This is a genomic window from Lederbergia citrea, assembly GCF_018343525.1.
GTDB lineage: Bacteria > Bacillota > Bacilli > Bacillales > Bacillaceae_C > Lederbergia > Lederbergia citrea.
On record NZ_JAGYPH010000003.1, the window covers coordinates 56704 to 83641 of the forward strand.

Consider the following 26938-nt stretch of genomic DNA (forward strand, 5'->3'; position numbering starts at 1 on the left):
TGCTAATCTTTTAGCCCTACGGAAGGCTATTTTTCAAAGCTTCCTCCAAGTCAGGATATTGATACGAATATCCATACTCCGATACTTTATTCGGAATAGCACGCTGCCCGCAAAGGAGCATATCACTCATTTCTCCCAATAACATTTTCATTGCAAAACTTGGGACAGGCAGCCAGTGTGGACGATGGAGCACATGCCCGACCGTCTTACCAAATTCCTGCATTTTTACCGGACTGGGCGCCGTAACATTTATCGGCCCGGAAATCTCACGATGTTCAATCGCAAATTGAATGATTCCTGCAACGTCGGAAACATGGACCCAGGAAAGCCATTGCCGCCCTGATCCAACTGTACCGCCTGCTCCTAACTTATATGGAAGCGCCATAAGCGGAAGAGCTCCGTCTTTGCCAAGCACGATTCCCAATCGAGCAAAAACGGTTCGCACTCCAAGTTGTTCGGCAACACTTGCCTCCTCTTCCCATGTCCTGACGACACTCGCAAGAAAGTCATCCGCTTCCGTCAGCGACGATTCTGTAAAGGTTTTGGACTCTGACATTCCGTAATAGCCGACAGCCGATGCATTTACAAGTACTTCTGGCTTCTTGTCCAAGCTTTGGATAATCCGAATAATTTCCCTAGTGGCTATGATGCGGCTTTCCAAAATTCTTTTCTTTTTCGAGCTTGTCCATCTAAGGCCGTTAATTGATTCCCCAGCTAAATTGACGATGGCATCCACTTTTCCAAGATAATGCTCTGGTTTGCTTCCCGGTGTCAGCCATTCAACTTCATTAGGTCGTTTCTTCGCCCTTGTTAAAATTTTCACTTCATGACCAGCATGGAGCAATCTTTCCTGCAAGGCCTTCCCGACAAATCCACTTCCTCCCGCAATGACAACACGCATGCGATCAGCCCATTTCCACTATTTTACTTTCATTATATACGTAAAAAAGCCGATTAACCTCTAAATAGTTAATCGGCAATATGTTCTATAATAATTCAATTTCCAGCAGTTCTTCCGCGTCTTTTTCTCGCAGAGTAAATCCTAACTCTTGTAACGTCTCTACCAGTTCACTGCAAATTTCTCCTTTAGCGATCATAAAGGTGCGATCGCGCTCAACCGTTTCTTTAATCGTTGAGAGCATCGCGAAAAGAGAAGCGGTTTTATCATATATTTCATCTTTAGGAATCTCCCGTAAAAGTGACGTTGTTTCTTCCCTAACTGGGAGAATCCATAACTCGCAATTATGTTCTAGCTGCAGTAGTTCATTGAACACATCCATTTTTTCAAGTGGCGTTCTCAATGTATAATCAGTCAGTTCATATACTTTTGATGTTGAAAAATCCAAGCTATGAAATGGTGAACTGTCACCTTTGACGAATGCTTTTATTTGTAATTTTGAGGCTCCCTCAATCTGTGAAAATACTGTACTCACAATTTTACCCCCTCGGTATGTAAAAGATTTTTCTCTATTAATCTATATACCCCAAAGGATAAAGGATTAAACATTTTTGGGAGCAAAATCAACGGCCTGGCGAATCGCTTCAGTCAAGCTTTTCTCATCAGCAATGCCTTTTCCGGCGATATCAAATGCTGTGCCATGATCGACACTCGTCCGAATGATTGGAAGACCGACAGTTATATTCACCCCTGCATCCAAGCCAAGAACTTTAACCGGGCCATGGCCTTGATCATGGTACATCGCAACAACGATATCAAAGTCACCACGTACTGCACGAAAGAATAGTGTATCAGCGGGCAATGGACCAGAAGCATCTATCTCTGCATTTCGTGCTCTTTGAACTCCTGGAATTACTTTTTCTTCCTCTTCACCATAGCCGAATAACCCATTTTCGCCTGCATGCGGATTAATGCCGCATACAGCGATTTTCGGTTTGGCAATTCCCGATCTTTTTAACGTCTCATCAGCCAGTTTGATAACGTCATAAACTCGATCAGGATTGATCATGTTAATAGCATCAATGATTCCAACATGTGTCGTTACGTGAATGACTTTCAAATTAGGTGCAGACAGCATCATTGAAAAATCCTTTGTTTCAGTTAAATCAGCCAAGATTTCCGTATGGCCTGGGTATAGATGCCCTCCCTTTTGCAACGCTTCCTTATTCAAAGGGGCGGTACAAATCGCATCTATGTCCTTTGACATCGCCAGCTCCACCGCTTTTTTCAAATATAGAAAAGCCGCATGACCTGCTTCTGCAGAAACTTTTCCGATAGGCAAATCTTTCGGCACTAGGTCAAGATCCAGGCAATTGAGGAGATGGTTTTGAAAATCGGCTTCCTCCATTTGTTGAATGGATAGGATTTGCAATTCAGAACCAACATAAGACTTCGCACGCTCCAGTATTTTGGTATCCCCGATAACAACAGGCCGACATATTTCATGTATTTCTGGATGCGCTAAGCTTTTCAATATAATTTCCGGTCCAACACCAGCTGCATCTCCCATTGTAATACCAATAATTGGTTTATTTGTTGGCACTATTCAATCATTCCCTATTAGTGCGGTCTGATACACTTCTTGAAAAGTGACACCATATTCGAGCGCCGCTTTTTTCACATCTTCGTACTCCGGAACTTCTCTTATGACCGTGCCGTTTTTCAAAGCCTGCTTTATGTTAATCGGCCCGAACTTAGTATCGATCGGCACAATTTCTCGCTGCAAAATATTGCGCAGCCAAGTGCTTTTCCGTACACCAAGTGTTGTTGTTTCCTGTAATAAAATATCCTCTAGCTTCATTTCTTCGCCGCTCTCTGCAAGAACTGTAATCAATGTGCCTGGCCGATTTTTCTTCATAAATATCGGTGTAAAATAAACATCCAACGCACCTTGATCAAGGAGCTTGTCCATCACAAAACCGAATGCTTCCCCCGGCATATCATCAAGCTGGCATTCGAGAACCGTAATCGTTTCGGATGCGGTACTTTCCATCGCCTCACCGACCATGACCCGAAGGACATTGGGCCGGCTCGGGATATTACGTGTGCCTGCTCCATACCCAATGGACGTCACTTTCATCGCTGGCATTGTGCCAAAAGAATCCGTTTGACTGACGACGATGCCTGCTCCGGTCGGCGTTGTCAGTTCATACATTAAATCACTTGAAGCGATCGGCACATGTTTTAGCATATCGAGGGTGGCAGGTGCCGGCACGGGATAAATGCCGTGAGCACAACGAATCCGCCCTGAACCAAGCGGAACGTGGGAAGTGACCACTTTTTCAATTTCCAATTCTTCAAGAGCAATCGCTGTAGCGACAATATCGACAATCGAATCGATGGCACCTACTTCGTGAAAATGAACATCCTCAATCGCCATCTGATGGATTTTCGCTTCAGATTCAGCAATCGGAGCAAAGATTTGTTTGCTGCGCTCCTTTACACCTAGAGCAAGGTCCGATTCATCAATTAGTTGGACGATATCGGCATAACGGTTGTGATGATGGTGATCGTGATGTGTGTGACCGTGATCATGATCATGGCCGTGAGCATGTTCATGATGGCCGTGAGCATGTTCATGATGCCCGTGTGAATCTCCGGATTTATCGCGAGTCAAAATCACATCAAATTTCGTCGAGCTAATGCCTTCCTTCATTACTTTTTTCCATTCTATCGTATAGCCGGAAACATTCAGCTTCTTCAATTCCTGTTCGATTCGCTCAGGAGTTGCGCCTGCATCAATCAAAGCACCGACCATCATATCGCCGCTAATTCCTGAAAAACAATCAATATATAAAACTCTCACTCATTCCAATCCCTTCTGTTTAAAGCTTCTGCCACTGCTGCTTCCATTGTATTTGTCAAAGTAGCTGCAAAATAGCCCGCGCCAAATCCGTTATCAATGTTTACGACAGACACGCCGCTAGCACAGCTTGATAGCATTGCTAGCAAAGCAGCGATGCCATTCATGCTTGCACCGTAGCCAACACTTGTTGGAACTGCGATGACCGGCTTGGAAACGAGGCCTCCAACCACACTCGCAAGTGCACCTTCCATTCCAGCAACAACGATGACAGCATTGGCGCCTTCGATCTGTTCTGCTTTATGTAAAAGTCGGTGCAAACCTGCTACACCTATGTCATAGATTCTTTCAATTCGATTGCCCATCAGTTCCGCGGTAATGGCTGCTTCTTCTGCAACTGGAAGGTCGGAAGTACCTGCACAAACCACAGCAATATAGCCCTCTTTCCATGTTTCGCGATAGTCGGAAGCCATCCAATGGAATGTCCTGGCGGCTTCATGGTAAATAAATGTCTCTTTCGGATGCTGCTTTTGCAAGTGTTCCATGACATAATCCGCTTTCATTTTATTGATTCGGGTGGCAAGGACTTTCTGATGATGCTCCATTAGCTTTGAAAAAATCCCCAATATTTGCTCGCGTGTTTTCCCCTCACCGTAAATGACTTCAGGGAAGCCAGTGCGTTCTTCCCGCTGCAAATCAAGCGTCGCATAGCCAAGCTCCTCCTGTGGTTGAAGGATTTTTTCTGCTTCTTCTGCCGTTAGTTTACCTTGTGCTACTTGACTCAAGATGTCTTTCAATTTACTTTTCATACAGTTACATCCTCTTTCAACACTTCGTTCATACTGCCCGAACGATATCCTTGCAAATCGAGGGCTACATAAGAAAATCCGAATGATTTCAAAGCACGTGAAATGGCTTCATGCTGGGCAACGACCTTCAGCATGTCCTGCTGTTCGACTTCAATCCGGGCCACTTGATCATGATGACGGACCCGCACTTGATATAGCCCAAGACCGAGCAAGAAATCCTCCGCCAAATCAAGCTGATTGATTTTTTCCTTCGTGATCTTCGTTCCATACGGAATTCTCGATGACAAGCAAGCAAAGGATGGCTTATCCCATGTGCGGAGACCCATTTCTTTGGAAAGCTCCCTAATCTCTTCTTTATAAAATTGCGCTTCTTGAAGCGGGCTGCGAACCCCGAGAGCTCTCGCCGCTTCCATACCTGGACGATGCTCGCCAAGGTCGTCCATGATTGAGCCGTCAACAACGGTATAACTATCTCCGTACTTCGTCACTAATTCTAATAAATGATTATATAGGCCATTTTTACAATGAAAACAACGGTTTGCATCATTAATAACAAATTCCGGATTGGCAAGTTCACTCACTCTCGTTTCAAGATGCTGAACATTTAATTCGGAAGCGAGACTTCTCGCAAGCTGAAATTCCCGATCTGGAAATGTATCAGATGCCGCAGTGACAGAAAGCACCTTATCTCCGAGCGCTTCTTTTGCTACAGCCAGTAAAAATGTGCTGTCCACTCCTCCTGAAAAGGCAACGAGCACATCGTCCATCTCTCTTAAAATCTCCATTAAACGCAGCTTTTTTTCTTGCAATTCCTGTCTCATATTCGTCCACCTCTCAATTACACTGAATCTAGCATGTGGGTATATGTAATTAATATATATTTAATAATTTGAATTTACCAACTATAGGAACCTAAACCGAGGGGAAGGACGGCAAAGGACTAATAACTCTTTTATTTTGTCAAAAAATATGTTCGGCAGACTTGTTCTGTCGTTTTCTCTAATAATAAGGCAGCATCCTTCATCGCTTCTTCCAACGTCATCGGCCGGTTAATAATACTGTACGCGCCTATTACACCATACTCGTATAAAGCCTGAATTTTTTCTCCAACAGACCCTGCAAGAATGATGGTAGGAACGTTTCGTCCTTTCGCGGTTTGCGCGACACCCATAGGAGTTTTGCCGAAAGCTGTTTGAAAGTCTACTTGTCCTTCCCCGGTAATGACAAGGTCTGCCCCTTCGAGATGTTCTTCCAATCTTGCATGCTCAATGACGACATCAACGCCTCTTTTCATCGTTGATGGAAAAAAAGCTTGAAACGCACCGCCTATTCCGCCAGCAGCACCAGCTCCCGTCAGATCATGAAGCCTTATTCCCGTTTCCTTTTCAATCAAATTAGCAAAATGGTAAAGATTTTTATCCAACTCTTCCACCATTACCTCTGAAGCACCTTTTTGCGGCCCAAAGACATGTGAGGCGCCGTTCGGACCAACGAATGGATTTTCAACATCCGACGCAATAAGAAATTGACATTCTTTAATTCGGGGATCAAAATTCGCTGTGGATATTTGATGAAGGTAAGTCAGCTCTCCTCCCCCAAAGCTAAGTTCGTTCCCGGATTTATCGCTTAGTTCTACACCAAGCGCCTGCAGCATCCCAGCTCCGCCGTCATTTGTGGCTGAACCTCCGAGTGCAAGCACAAACTTTCTATATCCAGCATCAAGCGCCGCTTTTATTAGTTCACCTGTTCCGTAAGTAGTCGCTTTAAGCGGATCTAATTCATTGCATCCTACGAGGTTTAACCCTGATGCAGTCGCCATTTCAATCACACAAGTTTGCTGATCGCCAAGGACGCCGTAATCAGCTTGTATCTGCTTACCGAGTGGTCCTGTGACAGTGACAGCTTTTGTATGCCCGTTCGTTGCTGCCACTAAATTTTCCATCGTCCCTTCGCCGCCATCTGCTACGGGAATCAATACTGTTTCCGCGTCAGGAAAGGCTTGAAGAACCCCTTTTTCAATGGACACAGCTGCTTCCATCGCTGTTATACTACCTTTATATGAATCTGGTGCTATGATAACTTTAATATTTACTCCCTCCTTGTCCACAAGCGCTTACATTAATTTCTTTCTTCATTATAATCGAATTTGATTTAAAATAGCTTATCTCTAAAAAAAGAGAATAAAAGGGTTGTCCCCCATCGACTTAAACGGTGAGGGGCTACCCTTAATCAAACGAAATTAATTGGCCATTTACCGATTTGTTACACTCTTGTTCTTTAAAGCTTCTTCTCCCGCTTCTAATACTTTTAGAATTCTATCAACATCGTATATACTCCCACGCCAAGTTCCGCCGCTCACCTTTTGCAAAGCAGCCCATAATCTAGTATCATCCGGCAACGCTTCAGCAGGCTTTAAATGATTTTGTGCCCTTTGGCTCAAAATCATGGCTCCTTCTTCAGGGGAAACTGGATGTTCTGAAGTGCCAAGGAAATTCACTTTCCCTTCCAGTCTAATCGTATCAATATTCACTTCTATCACGTCACCATCACGTAGCTTTCCGATCGGTCCATCCGCCAATCCTTCTGGCCCAACATGGCCAATACAGGCGCCCGTCGAAACGCCCGAAAACCGTGCATCCGTAATTAATGTAACATGTTTACCAAAGGATAAATGCTTAAGAGCAGATGTAAGCTGATATGTTTCTTCCATGCCCGTTCCTAGAGGTCCACATCCGGAAACAACCATAATATCCCCTTGCGAGATTTTCCCTTGTCTAATCGCTTCGATTCCATCTCTTTCACTCGTAAAAACCTTCGCCACACCTTTATGATAAAAAATTCCTTGATCATCGATTTTTTCTTTATCAATCGAAGTTGATTTGATAATTGAACCTTCCGGGGCAATATTTCCGGTTGGGAACGTGATGGTCGATGTTAATCCCTTTTGTTCAGCCTGTTCCTTTGACATAATGACTTCATCTGCAGCAATATGATCAGCCAATTTTAAGCGCTGCTTCATCTTCCTTCGACGATCCGATTGCTCCCACCAATCCAAATTGTCACGCAATGTTTTCCCAGTAACCGTCATCACTTCTTCATTTAATAAACCGAGGTTTCTAAGCTGAAGCATCACTTCTGGAACACCGCCAGCAAGATAAGCACGAATGGTCGGATGATAATCGGGACCATTCGGAAGAACACTTACAAGCCTTGGTGTTTGGCGATTTACTTTTATCCAATCTTGAACGGTTGGAATTTTGCAGCCAGCCGCATGGGCAATAGCCGGGATATGGAGCAGTAAATTCGTTGATCCGCCGAAAGCAGCATGAACAACCATTGCATTATGAATGGAAGCATTTGTAACAATATCTTTAGTTGTCATGCGTTCCCTTTCCAATTCGATCACCGCTTTGGCTGAATTCTTAGCCATTTCTCGCCATATTTCTTGTCCCGATGGGGCTAAAGCCGAATGCGGCAAAGATAAACCGAGCGCTTCACTTACCACTTGAGCCGTCGCCGCAGTCCCTAAAAACTGACAGCCTCCACCTGGTGTGGCACATGCTCTGCAGCCCATTTCCGCAGCTTCTTCAAGGGTAATTTCATTATTAGAATAGCGAGCACCGATCGTCTGAATTTTCCCCGCATCTTCCCCGTATTCAGGGGGTAAAGTGACCCCTCCCGGAATAATCACGGTTGGCAGATCATGCATAGACGCTAGGGCTAGCATCATGGCTGGCAACCCTTTATCACATGTAGCGATGCCAATGACTGCCTTTCTTGTTGGCAAAGAACGAATTAAACGGCGATATACGATTGCTGCATCATTCCGATAAGGAAAGGAATCGTACATTCCAGTTGTCCCTTGTGATCTTCCGTCGCATGGATCGCTTACATAAGCCGCAAAAGGTATGCCTCCTGAACGATTAATTTCCATGGCCGCTTCCTTCATTAATTGATCTACTTCCCAGTGACCTGTATGATAACCTAAGGCAATCGGAAATCCGTCACTATCTTTCATGCCACCTTGTGTACTGAGCAGTAATACTTCCTTGCCCCGAAGTTTAGATGGCGACCAGCCCATCCCGACATTTTGAGAAAGGCCAAATAAATCACCACTTGGGGAATGCCGCAGCATCTGGTCTGTCAATGGAAGCTTTCCTTCTGGACCTTTCGCCTTTGTTTGGATATTTTCTATATTATTTGCCTCTGAATTTAATAAATCATCTAAAGTGTAGTAAGCCATCGCATAGTCTCCCTTAAACTGCCGCTTGGTTTTTGACAGGATTACTTAACAGGCCAATGCCGGGAATTTCAATTTCTACCAAGTCCCCTTCATTTAAGGTAAAGTCATTTGGTGGAACAATACATGTCCCTGTCAGCAATATCGTTCCAGGAAAAACTTCATTATCCCTGATTAAAAAGTCTACTAATTCTTCATATTTTCTTTTTAATTGGGAAGTATTTGCACTTTCTTCAAATACCTTTTTCTCTCCTCTGAATATTCTGCAAATAATTTCAAAATTATATGGATCTTCGACCGTTTCCGCTAAGAGAATCGCGGGACCAATAGAACAAGAGTGCTTCCATATTTTTGCCTGTGGTAAATATAGTGGATTTTCTCCTTCAATATCCCTGCTGCTCATATCATTTCCGATTGTATATCCAACGATTTTTCCTTGTTTATCAATGACCAACCCTAACTCTGGTTCAGGTATTTGCCAATTGGAGTCTGAACGCAAAAATAACGGATCATTGGGACCAATCGTTCTGCGATCGGTTGATTTCAGAAAAATTTCCGGGCGTTCCGCTTCATACACCTTATCGTAATAGGATTCGGCATCTTCACTGCCTTGCGATTCATAATTTCTCGCTTTTTTACTTTTTAAATAGGTCACGCCACTCGCCCAAACTTCATAGGCGTTAACTGGCAGCTGTAGCGACAATTCCTCTAATGATTGATCCAAAGGCGAGGTACCTTCAATTGCTTCATTGACGATGGCAAGGCAGCTTTTCCCGTCATCTTCACTTTTCTGTAAAAGTTCTAGAAAATTGCGAAAAGGCAAAAGGAAAATCTTCGCATCATTTGTAACCGCCGCCAATTGAGCAGTCCCCGTATTTGAAATAAAACGAATGATTCTCATCGAATAATCTCCTATCAATATATTATTTGAGAAAAAGCATTCGTAACGAAACCGCGCCGAATGCTCATATTTAAAATTATCCTTTAACAAATACTGTTTTTATAGACGTATAAAACTCAATAGCTGCTTCTCCTTGTTCCCGAGAATGAGAACTGGATTGTTTCATCCCGCCAAATGGAGCTTGGAGTTCCACACCGGCTGTTTCAGCGTTAATCCTGACAAGGCCCGCATCCACCTGATCAATAAACTTCAGCATTGCCCCAATATTTTCCGTATAAATAGATGCACTCAACCCAAATGGTGTATCATTTGCGAGATTGAAAGCTTCTTCAATATCATTAAACGAAATGAGCGCAATAACTGGGCCAAAAATTTCCTCTTGAGCAATCTGCATCCCACTATCTACTTCGTCAAAAATAGTAGGCTCTACATAAAATCCTTGATTATATGCTGAACCTTCCAATCTATTACCACCGTAAATAAGCTTTGCACCTTCTGATTTTCCTTTTTCGATATAGGAAAGCACGGTATCCATTTGCGCCTTAGAAGAACATGGCCCCATCCAAATTCCTTCTTCTAAGCCGTTTCCAATCTTTATATCTTGTAAGGCTGAAATGAGTTTATCAGTAAACGCTTGTTTAATGCTGCTATGTACAAGGACCCTGCTCGTTGCCGTACATTTTTGTCCAGTTGAACGAAACGCACCGCTGATTGTGCCTTCAACAGCTTTGTCCAAATCCGCATCTGAGGCGATAATAACCGGATTTTTCCCGCCCATTTCAAGCTGAAATTTCGCTCCTCTTTCGACTGCGCCCTTCGCAATTCCTTTACCCACAACATCAGATCCAGTAAAAGATATGCCGTTAATCCCTTGATGGTTCACGATTCCTTCCCCAATCACGCTACCGGAGCCCGTCATCATGTTCACAACACCTTTTGGCAGACCAGCGTCATGGAAGCACTCAATCACTTTTGCTGCGGTGATTGCGGTCTCTGACGCAGGTTTAATCACAACTGTGTTCCCGTAAATTAATGCAGGAGCCATTTTCCAAATTGGAATGGCAACTGGAAAATTCCATGGTGTAATGATGCCTACCACTCCCAAGGGCACTCGCTTCGTAAACATAAATGCTTCACTATCAGTAGAGGGGATCACGTCTCCAACCTTTCGCATTCCTTCGCCAGCATAATAACGTAAAATGGCTACACCTCTGGCAGTTTCACCCTTTGCCTCTGGTAAGGTTTTACCCATTTCCTTCGTCATCGTTGTGGCAATATCATTCAATCGTTCTTCTATGATATTGGCGGCTTTATATAAATAATCCCCTCTTGCCGCACCCGAAAGCCTGCTCCATTCAATTCTTGCTTCTGAAGCTGCTTGCACTGCTTCGTCAAGGTCCTCCAATGAAGAAACTGGGGATTTCCCGACTATTTCTTGAGTAGCGGGATTAATAATATCTCTCGTTTTTCCTGATGCAGCCGCCTTCCATTCTCCAGCAACATAATTTGAATACGTTTCCATTTCCTCTATTCCTCCTTACAAAATAGCAAAATATCTTTTCTATTATGACAGTTCTCTACCATGTCAGTATATTTCGACAAATAATCAGTATTACCTTCTTTTATTTTATTAATAAGTGTCTGTCCCCCATCGCTTTAAAGCGATGGGGGACAGACACCACATTGAAAATTCAACTTTTTTCCTTTATAATGGGTATATAGTATTACGTTTCCACTTTCTTATCTTGTTCACTTTTTCACATAAATTAATTAGAGGTGAAGCTATTTTGTTTGCTGATGATCGGTTTCGCGGTTACCAACCCGCGAGTCTGCGCAAAGACTTCATTTCTGGGATCACCGTCGGTATTGTAGCCATTCCTCTTGGGATGGCTTTTGCCATCGCGTCAGGTGTGAAGCCTGAATATGGAATATATACGACGATTATCGCTGGATTGATTGTTGCTTTGCTTGGGGGCTCCCGCTTTCAGATTGCCGGACCAACGGGGGCATTTATTCCTATTTTACTCGCCGTTGTACTTCAATACGGATATGAAAATTTACTAATTGCCGGGTTTATGGCGGGGATTCTGCTTGTAATCATGGGGATTTTTAAGCTTGGAAGCCTGATCCATTATATTCCTAGATCGGTAACGATCGGATTTACAACTGGGATTGCCGTGATCATTTTTACAGGTCAGCTCGGAAATTTCCTCGGTCTATCTGAACTTGATAAAAAGGAATATTTCCACCAAAATATGCTGGAAATCTTCAGGCATATAACGCAAATCAATGGATACAGCATCCTTACTGCCGTAATTGGGCTGGTTGTGATTATTTTAGTGACGCGCTTTGTTCCGCGCGTGCCTGTTTTGCTCGTGGCGCTCATTATTCCTACCGTGATTGCAGTTTTGTTCTTTCCAAATAAGATTGATACGATTGGCACCGTTTTTGGTGAAATTCCACAATCCTTGCCTGAATTTCGATTTCCCGATATTACGTTCGCTAAAATCGGAGAGCTTTGGTCGGCTGCTCTCGTCATTGCTGCATTAGGCGCAATCGAATCGCTCTTATCAGCTGTCGTCGCAGACGGAATGACAGGTAAAAGGCATCATTCCAATAAAGAATTATTCGGCCAGGGGCTAGCGAACATTATCACGCCGCTTTTCGGTGGAATTCCCGCTACAGGAGCAATTGCCAGAACAGCGACAAACATCAGATCAGGTGCAGTCAGTCCGTTATCAGGTGTTATTCATAGTGTTTTTGTGTTAGTGACATTACTTCTTTTAGCTCCATATGCTTCCCATATTCCTCTAGCTGCTATGGCTCCGCTTCTTATGTTCGTCGCTTGGAATATGAGTGAGTACAAGGCTTTCGGTCATATTTTAAAATTAAAAACAAGTGACTCTCTCGTCCTTCTCACAACTTTCGCACTCACCGTTTTCGTGGATTTGACGGTTGCTGTACAAGCAGGGTTGCTTCTAGCCGTTCTTTCTTTTATTAAAAAGAAAAGCGAATCGCTTCAATTCGATCATAGGAAATTAGATTTAACCGCCCATTTGGGCTATCGAACATTTGCTGTGAAAGGTCCGTTATTCTTTGGAACAGCGCAAGCATTCGAGCATTCACTTCATTCAACATTACAACGTGCTCCGAATGTGATCATCTTAAATATGAGCGAAGTATCAATGATCGATGCAACTGGCGAAGAAAAACTTGCCTCCTTTATCGACGGGGTGAAAAAAAATGGCGGAAAAGTAATGATCGCTGGTTTGCCAGATTGGGGAGTAGATTTATTTAAAAAAAGCGGACTTTACGAAACGCTTGGTCCGTCCTCCTTTTTCCCAGACGAAGAAAGTGCGATTGGATCAGTTACACGTCTAGACCAAACAGCAGGGGATTAACCCCTGTTTTTTTATTGGCATCCAGTCTTTATATCCATTATGATGAAATTAACGTCTGGGGAAACGAGGAATATTATGAAAAACCTTGCTTTATTTACATATAAATACCGAAAATTCGTCCTTGCTTTTTGGACAGTGCTTGTCCTTTTTTTTGGCTTTTTTGCATTGAAACTCCCTTCTGTACTCAATGGAAGCGGGTTTGAATATGAAGGTTCTTATCAAGAAGTGCAAAACATTATGCAATCCGATTTCGATATACCTGCAACTTCGATGATTTTACTGTTTGAAAAAGACAAAGAGGCTGCTGATAATGATTTCACCGCTTATATGAATGACACGCTTAGCAATGTTGAAAAAGTGAAAGACACCCATGTGTATCGTCCGCCTTCGAGTATAAAAGATAATCGATCGTATGCCGTTCTTTCCTTTGATGGAACCGATGATAAGAGAGCTGAAAACATTAAAGAAATCCGTTCTAAACTAAGTGATACTAAGTTATTTTCTGTCGGTCTGACAGGCGGATCCGTCATTGCTGAAGATATGAACCAAGCTTCTCAAGACGATTTGGTTCGAGCTGAGTTAATCGGAATCCCGATTGCGATTATCGTGCTTTTACTTGCATTTCGTGGGGTTATTGCTGCCCTCATCCCGCTCGTTACTGGATTTGTCAGCGTCATTATCGCGATGGGTCTGCTTTATTTTACCGGACAAAAAATAGATTTATCGATTTTCGTCTTGAATACAGCTCCGATGATCGGCCTGGCACTTGGAATTGATTTTGCCCTTTTATTCGTCAACCGGTTCCGCGAAGAATTGAGCCCGGCGGAGATTAAAGATGCCACAGTCAAAACCGTTCTCACATCGGGAAGAGCGATTATTTTCTCCGGATTTTGCGTGCTGCTTGGTTTAGTAGGCATGTTATTTATTCAAGTAGGCATTTTCCAGGCGGTTGCCCTTGGCGGTGTTGCTGTTGTGTTCACATCCGTTCTCGCTGCAATCACCTTTTTGCCCGCATTATTATCCGTCTTAGGCCCACATATTAATAAATGGACAATTTTGAAGACGAATGAAAAACAAATGAGCGGCTGGCATAAATTTGCGGCATTTGTCATGAAACGACCAGTGATTATGGCTATTCTTGCCATCGTCTTACTGATTACTGGTGCACTTCCTGTTGCTCATATGAAACTTGCCATTCCGGAAGCCAATGCTCTTCCAACTTCATATGAATCACGAACTACTTTTGAAAAATATGAAGCAACATTTGCAGAAAAGGATATCACTACTGTTCCTCTAATCGCTAAAGCAACTGAGGATATGACGGAAGCTAGAGCCCTTGAAAAGTTGGAAGATCTCATACTAACATTAAAGAATGATCCACTCGTCTCTGATGTGGAATCTATTTTTTCTGCAACAGAAATGACAGCGGAGCAATTAACCGGTGCACTCCACGTACCCGAAATGAAAGCCCAGCTTGAACCCGCTTTCGAACAGCTGACAAACGGGCAGCAGGCAATACTTCAAGTAAGTTTACGTGCGGACGGTTCTTCTGATAAAGCGAAGGATTGGGTAAGAGATTGGGAAAATAAACAATCTGCCTTGAACGTAAAAGTCGGAGGCCAACCGAAATTCCAGCAAGAAATTTTCGATGAAATTTATAATAAAATTTGGTATAGCTTGGCGTTTATTTTAATTTCAACATATATCGTGCTATTTTTTGCCTTCAGGTCCGTCTTAATTCCATTGAAAGCCATATTAATGAATGTGATCAGCTTAAGTTGTACATTTGGGATTGTCGTTTGGCTATTCCAAGGCGGGCATCTCGGGAGTGTGCCATCAGATATCGCATTAATGATTCCTATTTTTGCGTTCAGCATCGTCTTTGGATTAAGTATGGACTATGAAGTATTCTTGATATCGCGGATTTATGAAATTTATCAAGAAACCGGCGATAATGATAAGGCAACTTTGCAAGGCTTAATTTCTACTAGTAAAATCATCACATCCGCTGCGGCAATTATGATTGTAATTACTGGAGCATTCGCATTTACTGGGATCGTTCCCGTTCAGCAAATGGGCGTGACTGTCGCATTGGCGATTTTTATCGATGCAACCATTGTTCGAATGGTTCTCGTTCCTTCATTAATGAAGCTGCTCGGAGATTTGAACTGGTGGTCGCCTCTTCGGAAACGGAAAATCGTACGTGGGTAACAAGAAAAAGCTGTCTCGTTTGAGGCAGCTTTTTCACTTGGTTTGACAATGTCTATTTTACTTCAGGTATTGGGTAATCGAGTGCAGTCCTTTTACCCTGAACGAACTTTTTTCTTCTTCAAGGGTAATCGAAAGGATCTCCTTTTACCATGAACGTGTTTTTTTCATCTTCACGGGCAATCGAAAGGCTTTCCTTTTACCATGAACGAGTTTTTTTCATCTTCACGGGTAATCGAGTGCAGTCCTTTTCCCCCGAACGAACTTTTTTCTTCTTCACGGGTAATCGAAAGGATCTCCTTTTACCATGAATAAGTTTTTTTCATCTTCACGGGTAATTGAAAGGCTTTCCTTTTACCATGAACAAGTTTTTTACATCTTCACGGGCAATCGACAGGCTTTCCTTTTACCACGAACGAGTTTTTTTCATCTTCATGGGCAATCGAAATGCTTTCCTTTTACCATGAACTATAATTAGACCGTCACTAGAGATCGGTGGTGTTTTTTTCCTGGATGATGAGATGGGAGTTGATCTCCCTTACCAAATAGATTGTCGCGCAATGATGTACCTTCGTAGTCGATGGGAACTCGGCCCCTTTCTTGTAAAACAGGAACGACCATTTCAACAAAATCTTTAAATGTTCCTGGTGCCACGGCATAGGCAAGGTTAAACCCATCTACTCCCGCTTCATCCACCCATAATTCCAGTAAATCAGCAACTTGTTCAGGTGATCCAACCATCGCTGTACCCATACCGCCAATCCCAATTGAGTGAGCGATTTCGCGGATCGTCCATTGGCGATCGGGATCAATCTTCGTATAATTTTCTAAGGTTGAACGAATCGCATCGTTTTCAATGTATTCCAATGTAGAGTCCGGATCTAAGCCTGATAAATCGACACCGGTCCATCCCCCAAATAGAGCAAGCGCTCCTTCATAGCTGATATGCCTTTTATAATCTTCATATTTTTCCCATGCTTCTTCTTCTGTTCTGCCAACCACTGGTGTAACCAGCGTTAAGATTTTTAATTCTTTCGGATCCCTTCCAACTTTGATTGCATCATTACGTATCTTCTCAACCGTCGTTTTTGCCGCATTTAGTGTCGGTGAGCCGATAAAAACAAGTTCGGCATTTTTCGCCGCAAATGCTCGCCCTTTTGTTGATGCACCCGCTTGAAAAAGAACCGGTGTCCGCTGTGGCGAAGGCTCCGTTAAATGTGCACCGGGAACTTTGAAATATTTCCCTTCATGGTTAATATCATGGACTTTTTCTGGGTCAGCAAAAATTCCGTTTTCCTTATCCACTTTGACCGCGTCATCTTCCCAGCTGCCTTCCCAAAGCTTATAGCAAACTTCTAAGTATTCATTCGCAATATCATATCGTTCATCATGATTGACTTGATCATCAAGTCCCATATTCACTGCGGCACTTTTCAAATAAGACGTCACAATATTCCAGCCTACTCGGCCTTTTGTTAAATGATCAAGCGTTGATATTCTTCTAGCAAATGTGTATGGATGTTCATGGCTGACGGAAGCTGTCACTCCAAAGCCAAGATGTTTTGTTACAGCGGACATGAGTGGAACAACAAGCAAAGGATCATTGACTGGTGATTGTGTTCCGTTGCGAACAGCCGCATCCCTTGACCCGTTATAAACATCGTATGTCCCTAATACATCTGCAAGAAACATCGCATCAAAACGGCCTTTCTCCAGAATTTTGGCTAGTTCAATCCAATACTCACTATCTTTATATTGATGTGATCGGTCTTCTGGGTGTGTCCAAAGACCAGGTGATTGGTGCCCGACACAATTCATCTCAAATGCATTTAAGTAAATTCGCTTTTTTCCCATCTTTCATTACCTCCCTAAAATGTTAAATCAGCTAATATGCGTTTTCCTTATATCGATATAAAACAAAAAGCCCTTCTCTCAATAAAGATGAGAGAAGGGCAGTATATACATACGTCCTTACAGCAGTCTCATCTTTAGAATACAAAAGTATTCTTCTGAAATTAGCACCGTGCAATAAAAATTGCTGGTTGCTGAGGTATCATCGGGTCAGTCCCTCCGCCTCTCTTGATAAGATATAGCTATTCATTTGTAAATAATGGAAATGTTTTTTCGACTTGTTATGAGTATAATCAGCATTTTGGAAATAGTCAACCTTTTTCTTAAAAAGATTTTCTTAAAATGATAATCATAAGATGGAGGGATTGACGATCCTGTGATTTATATTACAAACTATAAAACATTTATCCAACCGAATTTATAGAATCCCCTTTCCTCTTGTTTACCTTCTATCCAACGCCTTTTTCATCCAATGATCTCTTGATAATTTCATATTAATAGAATCTATTAGTTCTCCTTCAAATTCTAACTCGTTTTTATCGACACTCTCTTTTACAAAACCCACTTTTTCATATACTTTCTTTGCTCTTGGATTGAAGTCAAAAACACTTAAAGTTAGTTGGTTCAATTTAGTATTTTTGAAAACATGATCCACCATAAGTTGGGTTGCCTCCGTTCCTAACCCACGATTTCTTCCCAGAGGTCCAATAAGTATTCTAAAATTCATACTTTGATTTTTTTCATCATATAAATTGACCACTGCTTCTCCCACCAAGATATTTTGGGATTTATCAACAATGGCAAGATCCAAACGGTCGGTTTGTACATTTCTTGTTTTATACCAATTAACGACCACTTCTCTATCGAATTCAGTTGAGCTTCCTGTCAATTTTATAACTTCAGGATCCTTTAAACATTCTTCTAAACTGGGAAGGTCTTCATCCTTAAAAGGCCTCAAAATAACTTTCTCTCCCACAATAGTCGGTTTATTTTTCAAATCTATCATATGTTTCACCCCATTATTTCATCATTCAAACTACACCTATCATTTTATAACAGTGCATAATGAAATGAACATAGTTAAAATTGTGTTTATGGTTTACATCGTTTTCGCTGATTATCGGAAAGCAGCATAGAAAGGGTGTGCCATAATGTATGGAACACCCTTTACTCAAGTTACCTTTTATCCACCGCATGTGCCGCACGGTCGCCGACAAACTGTATGAGTTGAACTAATAAAATTAATATGATGACAGTCGCAATCATTACTTCATTTTGGTAGCGATAATATCCAAAGCGGATTGCCACGTCGCCAATTCCGCCGCCGCCAACAATTCCCGCCATCGCTGAATAGCTTAATAAACTAATAACTGTAACCGTTAATCCAGAAACCATTCCCGACAGTGCTTCAGGGAAAAGCACTTGTCTAATTACGAGCCAAGGCGATGCTCCGCATGACTCGGCGGCTTCGATCACACCCCGGTCAATTTCTCGTAATGAAGTTTCCACGAGCCGGGCGTAAAAGGGAATTGCCGCAACTGATAGTGAAACACTCGCTGCTATCGGCCCTGTCGTCGTTCCTAAAATCAGTTTTGTGAGCGGTAGAAGAATGACGAGCAAAATAATATACGGAATCGAACGGATGATATTAATGATCGTTCCGGCAATACTTTGCAAAATTCTTTTTTGCCAAAACATGCCTTCACTTGTGACAAAAAGTCCGATTCCTAGAGGCACACCAAGGGTTGCTGCAAATAAAACGGAAATCCCCATCATCAAGGCTGTCTCGATAAAGGCTATCCAAAATTCATTCACCATCTCAAGCGACATCAGCGAGCACCTCCAATTGGTCCGTTCGATTCGTAATATACTGAATCGCCTTTTGAATTTCGAGCGTTTCCCCTGTAATTTCAACGATCAGCATTCCTAATGGACGATCTTGAATATAAGTGATTTGCCCATGTAGAATGTTTACCAACACGGCATATTTTTTCAAAGTTTCAGCGATGATGCTTTCTTCAGCCGATTCTCCACGAAAATTAATTTGGACAATCGGTCCTTTTCTGCCTATAAGCAAACGTTCTGGCAATGTTAAGGAATGGACCGTATGAATAAATTGCTTCGTTAACTCTGTTTGTGGATTGGCAAACAGCTCATATACATCATTGACCTCAATCACTCTTCCCTTTTCCATGACTGCCACACGATGACATATTTGCCGAACGACTTCCATCTCATGTGTAATAAGGACGATGGTGATGCCTAATGTTTCATTTATTTTTTTCAACAGTTGTAAAATCGAGGCGGTCGTCGTTGGATCGAGAGCAGATGTAGCCTCATCGCAAAGGAGCACCTTTGGTTCATTCGCAAGGGCACGCGCAATGCCGACCCGCTGCTTTTGGCCACCAGATAACTGGGCAGGATAATGATCCGCCCGGTCCGTTAAACCAACCATCTCTAATAACTCTGGTACTCGCTTTTGAATCTCTTCCTTGCTCTTACCTGCAGCTTTTAACGAAAAAGCTATATTGTCATACACTTTCTTCGAACTGATTAAGTGAAAATGCTGAAAAATCATCCCGATTTTCTGACGTTCTTTTCGAACTTCCTGTTTCGTTAGGGCGGTTAAGTCTTTTTTATTAATAACGATTTGGCCCGCAGTCGGTCGTTCTAATAAATTCAAGCAGCGCAGCAATGTACTTTTTCCAGCACCGCTATATCCGATAATCCCGAAGATTTCTCCGCTTTGAATCTTTAGATCTACTTGATCGACGGCTTTTACATCTTTATATGTTTTCGTAACATTGACGATATCGATCACTTTTTTGCCTCCAGTTCTGTTTGATAAGATGGTTTGACAAATCCAACTAATTTTTCATTTGTATACTCTAAAAATTCTTTCGAGTGATAAGCGCTCTGTAATGCAGCCACAAATGGTTTATCTTTATCTTCTTTCTTGATTGCAACGCCAACCAAATAGTGATCGGGAGTTTTTTCGATGGCAACAGATTCATCCAATTTTAACCCCGAAGCAAGTGCAAAGTTGCCATTGATAAAAGCAAAATCAGAATCACCTAATGAGCGAGGAAGCTGCCCTGCTTCAAGAGGTACAATATTCAAATTAAGATTATTTTCGATAATATCCTTTTCTGAAACAGTCGTTGCATCAATCTTTGGATTGAGCTTAATCCATCCATATTGCTCCATCATCTGAAGGGAGCGGGCCATATTTACCGGGTCGTTCGGCAAGGTCACTTTCACCCCCGCTTTTACGTCCGATAATTTGGTGTGTTTCTCGGAATATATTGCAATCGGGGCGCTTGGCACAGCATACAAATATACTAAATCCATCTCGTGATCCTTATTGAATTGTTCCAAATATCGTGGATTTTGATATACATTCACATCGATATCGCCTTCATCAAGCGCTTTATTCGGTTGAATATAATCATTAAATTCTACTATTTTTACAGAGTAGCCCTCTTTTTCAAGCAATGGTTTAATACTTTCTTTGATTTGATCGCTGTACGGTCCTGCCGTCGCACCTATCTTGATTTGCTTTTTCTCCCCACTTGCTTTTCCTGAGCTGCAAGCAGCGAGACTCAATATTCCTGCCAATATTAAAATACTAATCATTATTTTTCTCATTTTCGCTCCACCTTTTCTTTTTAAAATAAAAGCCCCTTTATTCCGCATTATTAGCGAAATACAAGAGGCTTCTGGTCGTCCAGTCAGCTTTTTTACTTTTATACTGTTAGTTGCTTCCGTGAATATTGCTTACCTGGATGATGGTCTGCTAATTGGTCAAATCCAAATAAGTTTGCACGCAGCGTTTGTCTTTTCGCTTCTTTCCTCACTAATCCTCTTTCTTGCAAAACAGGTATGACGAGTTCAGAGAAATCCTCAAACGATCCCGGCATTATCGCATAGGTGATATTAAAACCATCCACTCCTGCCTCATTCACCCATTTTTCCATTTCGTCTGCAATCACTTCTGGCGTTCCAACGACGACAGGACCAATTCCGCCAATCCCGACAAATTCAGCAATTTCGTTGATGGTCCATTGCTTATCTGGATCAACCTTTGTGAAAATTTCTAATCTCGAACGCATGGAGTCATTCTCCACAAATTGCAGATTTTCGTCCGGATCATATTGCGAGAGGTCAATTCCTGTCCAGCCACTGAATAAACTTAACGCCCCTTCATGGCTCAAATGCTTTTTATAGTCACTATACTTTTCTTCTGCTTCCGCTTGCGTTCGGCCTACGATCGGTGTGAATAAACTAAATATCTTAATCTCTTCACCTTTTCTTCCAAACTCCTCAGCTTGTGTTCGGATTTTACCCACATATTTTTTAGCGATAGAGATTGTCGGGGATGAAATGTATACACCTTCCGCATGTTTTCCAGCAAATGCACTCCCTCTTGAAGATAAGCCCGCTTGATATATCACAGGTGTCCGTTGCGGCGATGGCTCGCTTAAATGGGCGCCAGGGACACTGAAATAAGTACCTTCGTGGTTAATATCATGCACTTGGGACGGGTCGACAAACATTTTCTTTTCTGTATCTCTTACCACCGCCCCATCTTCCCAACTGCCTTCCCACAGCTTATAGCAAACTTCCAAATATTCCTCGGCTATTGTATAACGCTCATCATGACCAATTTGTTCCTTCAAACCGATATTAATAGAGGCGCTTTTCAAATAAGAAGTGACGATATTCCAGCCAACTCGCCCTTTCGTCAAATGATCCAGCGTCGACATCCGGCGTGCAAATGTGTAAGGATGTTCGTGTGTGACGGAAGCTGTCACGCCAAATCCAAGATGCTCGGTCACCGCAGCCATTGCAGGGATGACTAATAGCGGATCATTAATCGGCGACTGCACCGCTTGGCGTAGACCTGCGTCCCGTGATCCTTCATATACATCATAAGGACCCAACACATCTGCTAAAAAGATCGCATCAAAGTTTGCTGCTTCCAATGTTTTCGCAAGCTCGGTCCAATGCTCAATCTCCTTATAGCGATGGGACCGGTCCTCAGGATGTGACCATAATCCAGGTGATTGATTTCCGGGGCAGTTCATTAAAAATGCATTTAATAAAATTCGTTTTTTTGACATGTTTAGTTTCTCCCTTTAGTTATTTTCTGGCCATAGCGCAGTATCGATTCCAACTATTTCCTTACCAATTAATTCTCTTGCTAGATTATTGGATGGTCCCATCACAATTCCGGCACGCGCATCACGATACAGGCGCTCCAATATACCTTTTTTATATCCATATCCTCCTGCGACATCCATCGCAATTTGTGCAACTTGATTGGCAGATTCTGAGGCATGAACCTTAAATTCAATAATGAGCGTTCTTAGATTGGGCGGAAGTGGGGTATCAGTCTGTGCCCATTCCTCCAGCTGAGACGCGATATCCTTTTGCCAAGCAGATAAACTATCAATGATAATTTTTGCCGAAGCGAGCTGATTTCTGATCACTTGATAGTTTGCCAGTGATTTTCTCGCATACGCCAAAACTTCGTTATAAATTCCAATAGCCGTCCCCGTCCACGCTGCCGCTAGTCCAAAAATGTAAACATTACTATTTTCAATGATTGATTTACCCGTACCCTCTTCCCCAATTCGATCCCTGCGATCGACATAAATATCATTGAAGCGAATTGGTGAACTATGATTCCCTCTTACACCGAGTGCATCCCAGACACCTGTTTCAATCCCATCCTGTTTGCCATCCACTATGAAATAGGTGAGATCCGATAATTTTTCAGCATGGGGAGATCTCGTTTGCAGTACATAAAAATCGGCATGACCGCTACTTGTCACAAAGGCCTTTTCTAAATTTAGTACATAACCATCATCTTTATACTCGGCTTGACTATGGCTAATCCAATACTGCCCGCCAGATGCCCTCTCACTCGTTGCAATCGTTCCGAACTTTCCATTACGCAACGGCTTTAACCATCTATGCCACTGATCTTCATTGCCATATTTATAAATAATGATCGTCGCTCCTACATTCATCGAATAAACAAGCGCAGTTGACGGACAAGCCTTGGCAATTTCTTGAACAACGACTCCGAATGATTGGTAATCAAGTTCAAGACCGCCTAATTCTTTAGGTAGAAAAATACTGTTCCACCCTGCCTTTCCAAGCACGGCTAGATTTTCACTTGGGAATTCCCCTTCTCTATCGAGGCGATCCGCATTTGGTCGGATGACATCCTCTACCAAACTTTGTATTTTTTCTTTTTCACTTCCTCTTGTTTTAGTGTTGCTTCTATTAACGTTGGCATTTGGTTTCCTCCTTCAAAAAAATAAAAAAGCTCTCACTTAAGGATGGTCCTTAAACTGAGAGCCGCTAGTTGTCTAGTAGGCCGATCTTATTCGTTTGTCTAATTCCTAAATATTCCTCAAGCTTCTTTGTTAAACCGTTTGGAAAAAGCTTATCTTGTGCGGTTTTGTGTGAATACTCAAGAAACGCTGTAATATGATGTCTTCGATCCACAATGTTCACCAAACCATTTTCATAAAACCAGGAATCAATTGTATTGTAGACTCCCCTATTTACACTAAATTTCTCTTTTGTTTGTCTAACAAAGTCAAGATCCGGCAAATGCAACTCCACTTCCATGAAAATCATTCCCCCCTTACTTTTTCTTCACTGGTTTCTTTTCAATGGGAAATCGCTTTTTTTCATTTTTATCAATTTGCGTAATTCTTCCGTCATGGATGGTAATCACAATCGATCCGTAATCAATATTTTTTAGTTCTTCTCTAATGTAATCAATGGTCAATTCATCATGAGTCGTCATCTCAGGTCTCCCTTTCCTATTTCTATAAAAACAAAGAGCCCCCTCTCTAATGATGAGAGGGGGCTCGAAAATACAGGTTTTGGCCTGTTAAAGCAGTCTCATCTTTAGAATACAAAGTATTCTTCTGAAATTAGCACCATACAATTGATATTGCTGGTTGCTGAGGTTTCATCGGGTCAGTCCCTCCGCCTCTCTGGATAAGGAATTGCTATTCAATTAATTATTCATATTGCTCAACTATGTATTGAATTGTAATGAACTTATCTGAAAGAGTCAAGAACTTTTTTATAATTGTGAATTTTATGCTAGAAAAAATCATACAAACCATTCGCAAAGTAATCGTATTCCGCGTCGTTAAGAATCTTTTTTCCATACCCTTCAAAGAAAAGATCAATCACCTGTTTGTTTTCAAAATCACCTTCCTTTGGCCAAATCGCTAAGGCTACATCGAATCTTGGATCTCCAAATGCACCTCCACTCCAATCGATGATTCCCGATATTTCACCTTCGTGCACAAGGACATTGTCTTCGGTAAAATCGCCATGGATGAGCGTTTGTTCTATTCCCTCCGGCTTATTCTTCTTTAAGTTTTTCAGTAGTTCCGGGGTTCCATCTACTTCAAACTCGTGCAAATCATGCTCCGCTCTTTCTAGCATTTCATCAAGCCAGTTCGCTTTTTGTAGGTCAGCTGGACACGGAGTTGAGTGGATTGTTGCCAGCACTTTTCCGAATTGGAAAATCAGACTCTTTCTTTTTTCCGGGTCTGGTTCTTTTTGAAGTGCTTTTCCCATCGTTGTTCCAGGAAGGTATTCCATTAAGATCCAGGCTTGATCCGGCTCTTTTGTAAAGGCATAAATGTTTGGAACTGGCAGCTTTGAATCTTGCAAACCCTTAAGAATTTGTGCTTCTTTTTCCAGCCATTTACAATAGCGTTTTTCGAATGCCCTTTTCAAAACAAATCGACCATTTTCACTTTCTATAATCCCCACATTGGATGTACATCCTTGTTCCGGGAATGTGATGTACTTGATTTCTCCCGTTATTTTTAAAAAATCTGCAGGGATTTCTTGTCTTTCAATTGGAGCCATGTCGTCACCTCCGAACGTCATATGCGGTTTTTCTTTTTTATAATATTGCAGTCGATCTTGAAGAGTACCCGTATGAAACTCAAACTTATGGCCATCAGGATCAGTGAAGTAAATGGAACGTTTATCCTGCTCATTTCGCGCCCTGCCTGGTAAAATATTTATGTGATGGGCCGTTAGTTTTTTTAACAGGTCTTCATATTCGTTTTCCTTTATCGAAAAAGCGATATGGGTATATGATTGATGGATTTCCTGTCTTGGTATATCTTTTTCTTGATTAAGCGCAAGCCAAAGTCCATTTAAATCAAGATAGGCTGTCGTATTTCCTTTTACGAGCAGCCTGGCTCCGAATACGTTCTGGTAAAAACGAATAGATTTATCTAAATCTGAAACGGAAAACAGTAAATGGTTGATCTCCATGCTTTCACCTCAGATTAGTATTCGGAAGCGCTCAGTTAGAATCCTGCTTTTCAAAAAAAAAAGAAACCTTTCTCAAGGCTTCCTCCCCTAACTAGCAGTTTGATCTACCGATAGACAGCTATTTGCTCTTTTTTTGAATTGGAAAATCAGCGTCATTAAAATAACAAGTAAGAGTGAACACACCACAAGTCCCCATAAAGTTACAGTAATAGAGAAACGATCGATTAATCCCCCTGCAACTTTAGGAAGAAACGCACCGCCTAATCCACCCATGGCAACGAGCAAACTTGTCGTCCGCTCCTCCAAACCTGGCATATCTTCATTAATGAGTAATAATCCAATCGAAAATATTCCCCCCATAAACAATCCTGTTAAAAAGATGGAGATGAAACTAAAAATCGCAGTTGGCGAAACGGCAAATGCCATGATGCTGCCTAATTGTCCAAGACAGCAAATAATCAACAGCTTTCGATACCCGATTTTATCAATAATTGGCGCCATACTCATACGGCCAAGCGTCATCGCCCCCCAAAACACCGTAATGCTCAGTGCTAGGGCAGATTCACCTAAATTCGTCGTCTTACTTAGGATTGTAGGTAAATAATTGGGAAACGTCATCTCTGTTCCAACATACATAAAGAAAAAGAAAGTACCTACCACAATGACAGGAATTCCTTTCTTTGAATAACGTTTTTTCACAGGGGACTTTCCATCTTTTGTGGCAACTTTTGGTTGCTTCTTTAAAAAAGAATCCGCTTCCCCAAACGAAAGGAATAACCAGAGGAACATTGCGACAGTAATAATCACCGCTACAAATGTAAACGAAATATTCCATATTCCATTCATAATAAAAACGGCAGCAATAGTCGGAATAGCTAAAGCACCTACCCCAAAAAACACTTCAGCTAAGACCAATGTCGAAGCCTTTTTCTCTTTAAAATAACCAATGATCAGAGCGGCAACGACAGTTTCCGTAATCCCTAATCCAGCACCACCTATTGGAGTCGTGAAGAGCAAGATGTTCCAACTTGGTAAAAAACTAAAAATGTACTGGGAAAGCCCGAAACAAAACAACGCAACGACCAAGGTCATTTTACGGCCGAGTAAATTTACAATGGCAGGCGCAATTAAAACACCAACTAGAAATCCTAAAAATTGATTCATGATGAGCTGGCCACCAGCACTATAATCCACTTGATAAGCATGAACCATTGGTTCGAGTACAGAACCGATGATAATATGACCAAAACCAGTTAATAAATACATGAGACAAGCCATCCAAACGAGCTTCTTCATAGTTTCTCCTTTTGTACGTGCAAATTTTTTTAGCTATTCAAATATCTCCATTCTAGCAAATTTAAACGTTTAAATACATAGAAATAAAGAAATTGAGAGAAGTATTTATTACTTTTTGGAAAAATGAGCCCATTCCTAGG

The 26938-nt window shown here is 42.0% G+C and carries 23 protein-coding genes, 1 pseudogene and 2 riboswitches; of the genes and pseudogenes, 2 read left to right on the forward strand and 22 right to left on the reverse strand.

The window, feature by feature from the left end; genetic code table 11:
• Window positions 1–16: 16 nt before the first annotated feature.
• From KHA88_RS14885 to gucD, 10 genes are all read right to left on the reverse strand, one after another.
• Entirely contained in the window at window positions 17–901 is an 885-nt protein-coding gene (locus tag KHA88_RS14885) for a TIGR01777 family oxidoreductase (protein WP_213122351.1), read from the reverse strand.
• A gap of 85 nt (window positions 902–986) precedes the next feature.
• On the reverse strand, window positions 987–1433 hold the full coding sequence (locus KHA88_RS14890; protein ID WP_213122352.1) for a hypothetical protein: 447 nt from the start codon (window positions 1431–1433) through the stop codon (window positions 987–989).
• Window positions 1434–1499: 66 nt separating this feature from the next.
• Complete coding sequence (gene pdxA, locus KHA88_RS14895; protein WP_213122585.1) at window positions 1500–2468, reverse strand: 4-hydroxythreonine-4-phosphate dehydrogenase PdxA; 969 nt, start codon at window positions 2466–2468, stop codon at window positions 1500–1502.
• Between the two features lie 36 nt (window positions 2469–2504).
• Entirely contained in the window at window positions 2505–3764 is a 1260-nt protein-coding gene (gene larC, locus KHA88_RS14900) for a nickel pincer cofactor biosynthesis protein LarC (protein ID WP_213122353.1), read from the reverse strand.
• Window positions 3761–4570 (reverse strand): nickel pincer cofactor biosynthesis protein LarB, encoded by an 810-nt coding sequence (larB, locus tag KHA88_RS14905; RefSeq protein ID WP_213122354.1) that lies wholly within the window; start codon window positions 4568–4570, stop codon window positions 3761–3763. The genes larC and larB overlap by 4 nt, the downstream gene beginning before the upstream one ends.
• Window positions 4567–5391: an ATP-dependent sacrificial sulfur transferase LarE gene (gene larE / locus KHA88_RS14910; RefSeq protein ID WP_213122355.1), complete on the reverse strand. Its 825-nt coding sequence runs from the start codon at window positions 5389–5391 to the stop codon at window positions 4567–4569. Before larE ends, larB begins: the two co-directional genes overlap by 4 nt.
• Window positions 5392–5522: 131 nt before the next feature.
• The gene (locus KHA88_RS14915; protein ID WP_213122586.1) at window positions 5523–6656 is read right to left on the reverse strand and encodes a glycerate kinase; all 1134 of its coding nucleotides are present in this window, start codon (window positions 6654–6656) and stop codon (window positions 5523–5525) included.
• Between the two features lie 165 nt (window positions 6657–6821).
• Entirely contained in the window at window positions 6822–8813 is a 1992-nt protein-coding gene (locus tag KHA88_RS14920; RefSeq protein ID WP_213122356.1) for a YjhG/YagF family D-xylonate dehydratase, read from the reverse strand.
• A gap of 13 nt (window positions 8814–8826) precedes the next feature.
• Complete coding sequence (locus tag KHA88_RS14925; RefSeq protein WP_213122357.1) at window positions 8827–9711, reverse strand: fumarylacetoacetate hydrolase family protein; 885 nt, start codon at window positions 9709–9711, stop codon at window positions 8827–8829.
• Between the two features lie 76 nt (window positions 9712–9787).
• Window positions 9788–11233 (reverse strand): alpha-ketoglutaric semialdehyde dehydrogenase GucD, encoded by a 1446-nt coding sequence (gene gucD, locus KHA88_RS14930; protein ID WP_213122358.1) that lies wholly within the window; start codon window positions 11231–11233, stop codon window positions 9788–9790.
• A gap of 265 nt (window positions 11234–11498) precedes the next feature.
• Here gucD and KHA88_RS14935 point away from each other — a divergent pair, with 265 nt between their 5' ends.
• Window positions 11499–13112 (forward strand): SulP family inorganic anion transporter, encoded by a 1614-nt coding sequence (locus KHA88_RS14935; protein ID WP_249308684.1) that lies wholly within the window; start codon window positions 11499–11501, stop codon window positions 13110–13112.
• A 39-nt stretch (window positions 13113–13151) separates the two neighbouring features.
• The gene (locus KHA88_RS14940) at window positions 13152–15323 is read left to right on the forward strand and encodes an MMPL family transporter (protein WP_346729195.1); all 2172 of its coding nucleotides are present in this window, start codon (window positions 13152–13154) and stop codon (window positions 15321–15323) included.
• A gap of 471 nt (window positions 15324–15794) precedes the next feature.
• Here the strand turns inward: KHA88_RS14940 and KHA88_RS14945 are convergent, their stop codons facing one another.
• The 12 genes and pseudogenes from KHA88_RS14945 to KHA88_RS15000 all read right to left on the reverse strand — a co-directional run bounded on the left by KHA88_RS14945 (window position 15795) and on the right by KHA88_RS15000 (window position 26798).
• Window positions 15795–17174 (reverse strand): LLM class flavin-dependent oxidoreductase, encoded by a 1380-nt coding sequence (locus KHA88_RS14945; protein ID WP_213122359.1) that lies wholly within the window; start codon window positions 17172–17174, stop codon window positions 15795–15797.
• Window positions 17175–17299: 125 nt separating this feature from the next.
• Window positions 17300–17409: riboswitch (SAM riboswitch) on the reverse strand.
• 204 nt (window positions 17410–17613) lie between these two features.
• A complete protein-coding gene (locus KHA88_RS14950) occupies window positions 17614–18177 on the reverse strand; it encodes a GNAT family N-acetyltransferase (RefSeq protein ID WP_213099348.1) in 564 nt (187 codons plus the stop codon).
• A 170-nt stretch (window positions 18178–18347) separates the two neighbouring features.
• On the reverse strand, window positions 18348–19001 hold the full coding sequence (locus KHA88_RS14955) for a methionine ABC transporter permease (protein ID WP_213122360.1): 654 nt from the start codon (window positions 18999–19001) through the stop codon (window positions 18348–18350).
• Window positions 18991–19992 (reverse strand): methionine ABC transporter ATP-binding protein, encoded by a 1002-nt coding sequence (locus KHA88_RS14960; RefSeq protein WP_213122361.1) that lies wholly within the window; start codon window positions 19990–19992, stop codon window positions 18991–18993. The genes KHA88_RS14955 and KHA88_RS14960 overlap by 11 nt, the downstream gene beginning before the upstream one ends.
• Window positions 19989–20819 (reverse strand): MetQ/NlpA family ABC transporter substrate-binding protein, encoded by an 831-nt coding sequence (locus KHA88_RS14965; protein WP_213099345.1) that lies wholly within the window; start codon window positions 20817–20819, stop codon window positions 19989–19991. The genes KHA88_RS14960 and KHA88_RS14965 overlap by 4 nt, the downstream gene beginning before the upstream one ends.
• 98 nt (window positions 20820–20917) lie before the next feature.
• Window positions 20918–22294 (reverse strand): LLM class flavin-dependent oxidoreductase, encoded by a 1377-nt coding sequence (locus KHA88_RS14970; protein WP_213122362.1) that lies wholly within the window; start codon window positions 22292–22294, stop codon window positions 20918–20920.
• Between the two features lie 15 nt (window positions 22295–22309).
• Complete coding sequence (locus tag KHA88_RS14975; RefSeq protein ID WP_213122588.1) at window positions 22310–23425, reverse strand: acyl-CoA dehydrogenase family protein; 1116 nt, start codon at window positions 23423–23425, stop codon at window positions 22310–22312.
• Between the two features lie 118 nt (window positions 23426–23543).
• Window positions 23544–23816 carry a hypothetical protein gene (locus KHA88_RS14980; RefSeq protein ID WP_249306109.1) on the reverse strand — a complete coding sequence of 91 codons (273 nt, stop codon included), beginning with the start codon at window positions 23814–23816 and terminating at the stop codon, window positions 23544–23546.
• 16 nt (window positions 23817–23832) lie between these two features.
• The gene (locus KHA88_RS14985) at window positions 23833–23997 is read right to left on the reverse strand and encodes a YezD family protein (protein WP_213099341.1); all 165 of its coding nucleotides are present in this window, start codon (window positions 23995–23997) and stop codon (window positions 23833–23835) included.
• Window positions 23998–24092: 95 nt separating this feature from the next.
• A riboswitch (SAM riboswitch) is annotated at window positions 24093–24201 on the reverse strand.
• A 101-nt stretch (window positions 24202–24302) separates the two neighbouring features.
• The gene (locus KHA88_RS14990; RefSeq protein ID WP_346729201.1) at window positions 24303–25106 is read right to left on the reverse strand and encodes a phosphotransferase family protein; all 804 of its coding nucleotides are present in this window, start codon (window positions 25104–25106) and stop codon (window positions 24303–24305) included.
• Window positions 25098–25502 (reverse strand): annotated as a pseudogene (gene fosB, locus KHA88_RS14995) (metallothiol transferase FosB); the annotation flags it as partial. The pseudogene fosB and the gene KHA88_RS14990, both read right to left, overlap by 9 nt.
• An 87-nt stretch (window positions 25503–25589) precedes the next feature.
• Window positions 25590–26798, reverse strand: coding sequence for an MFS transporter (locus KHA88_RS15000; protein WP_213122363.1), 1209 nt, complete (start codon window positions 26796–26798; stop codon window positions 25590–25592).
• Between the last annotated feature and the right edge of the window lie 140 nt (window positions 26799–26938).

Excerpts from the sequence above, each read along its gene's own strand:
- gucD (WP_213122358.1), bottom strand. The coding sequence starts at position 11,233 with ATGGAAACGTATTCAAATTATGTTGCTGGAGAATGGAAGGCGGCTGCA.
- KHA88_RS14885 (WP_213122351.1), bottom strand. The coding sequence starts at position 901 with ATGCGTGTTGTCATTGCGGGAGGAAGTGGATTTGTCGGGAAGGCCTTG.
- KHA88_RS14950 (WP_213099348.1), bottom strand. The coding sequence starts at position 18,177 with ATGATAGATTTGAAAAATAAACCGACTATTGTGGGAGAGAAAGTTATT.
- KHA88_RS14990 (WP_346729201.1), bottom strand. The coding sequence starts at position 25,106 with ATGACGTTCGGAGGTGACGACATGGCTCCAATTGAAAGACAAGAAATC.
- KHA88_RS14980 (WP_249306109.1), bottom strand. The coding sequence starts at position 23,816 with ATGGAAGTGGAGTTGCATTTGCCGGATCTTGACTTTGTTAGACAAACA.
- KHA88_RS14925 (WP_213122357.1), bottom strand. The coding sequence starts at position 9,711 with ATGAGAATCATTCGTTTTATTTCAAATACGGGGACTGCTCAATTGGCG.
- larE (WP_213122355.1), bottom strand. The coding sequence starts at position 5,391 with ATGAGACAGGAATTGCAAGAAAAAAAGCTGCGTTTAATGGAGATTTTA.
- KHA88_RS14920 (WP_213122356.1), bottom strand. The coding sequence starts at position 8,813 with ATGGCTTACTACACTTTAGATGATTTATTAAATTCAGAGGCAAATAAT.
- KHA88_RS14970 (WP_213122362.1), bottom strand. The coding sequence starts at position 22,294 with ATGTCAAAAAAACGAATTTTATTAAATGCATTTTTAATGAACTGCCCC.
- KHA88_RS14965 (WP_213099345.1), bottom strand. The coding sequence starts at position 20,819 with ATGAGAAAAATAATGATTAGTATTTTAATATTGGCAGGAATATTGAGT.
- KHA88_RS14940 (WP_346729195.1), top strand. The coding sequence starts at position 13,152 with ATGATGAAATTAACGTCTGGGGAAACGAGGAATATTATGAAAAACCTT.
- larB (WP_213122354.1), bottom strand. The coding sequence starts at position 4,570 with ATGAAAAGTAAATTGAAAGACATCTTGAGTCAAGTAGCACAAGGTAAA.
- KHA88_RS14985 (WP_213099341.1), bottom strand. The coding sequence starts at position 23,997 with ATGACGACTCATGATGAATTGACCATTGATTACATTAGAGAAGAACTA.
- KHA88_RS15000 (WP_213122363.1), bottom strand. The coding sequence starts at position 26,798 with ATGAAGAAGCTCGTTTGGATGGCTTGTCTCATGTATTTATTAACTGGT.
- KHA88_RS14945 (WP_213122359.1), bottom strand. The coding sequence starts at position 17,174 with ATGGGAAAAAAGCGAATTTACTTAAATGCATTTGAGATGAATTGTGTC.
- pdxA (WP_213122585.1), bottom strand. The coding sequence starts at position 2,468 with ATGGGAGATGCAGCTGGTGTTGGACCGGAAATTATATTGAAAAGCTTA.
- KHA88_RS14955 (WP_213122360.1), bottom strand. The coding sequence starts at position 19,001 with ATGTCGCTTGAGATGGTGAATGAATTTTGGATAGCCTTTATCGAGACA.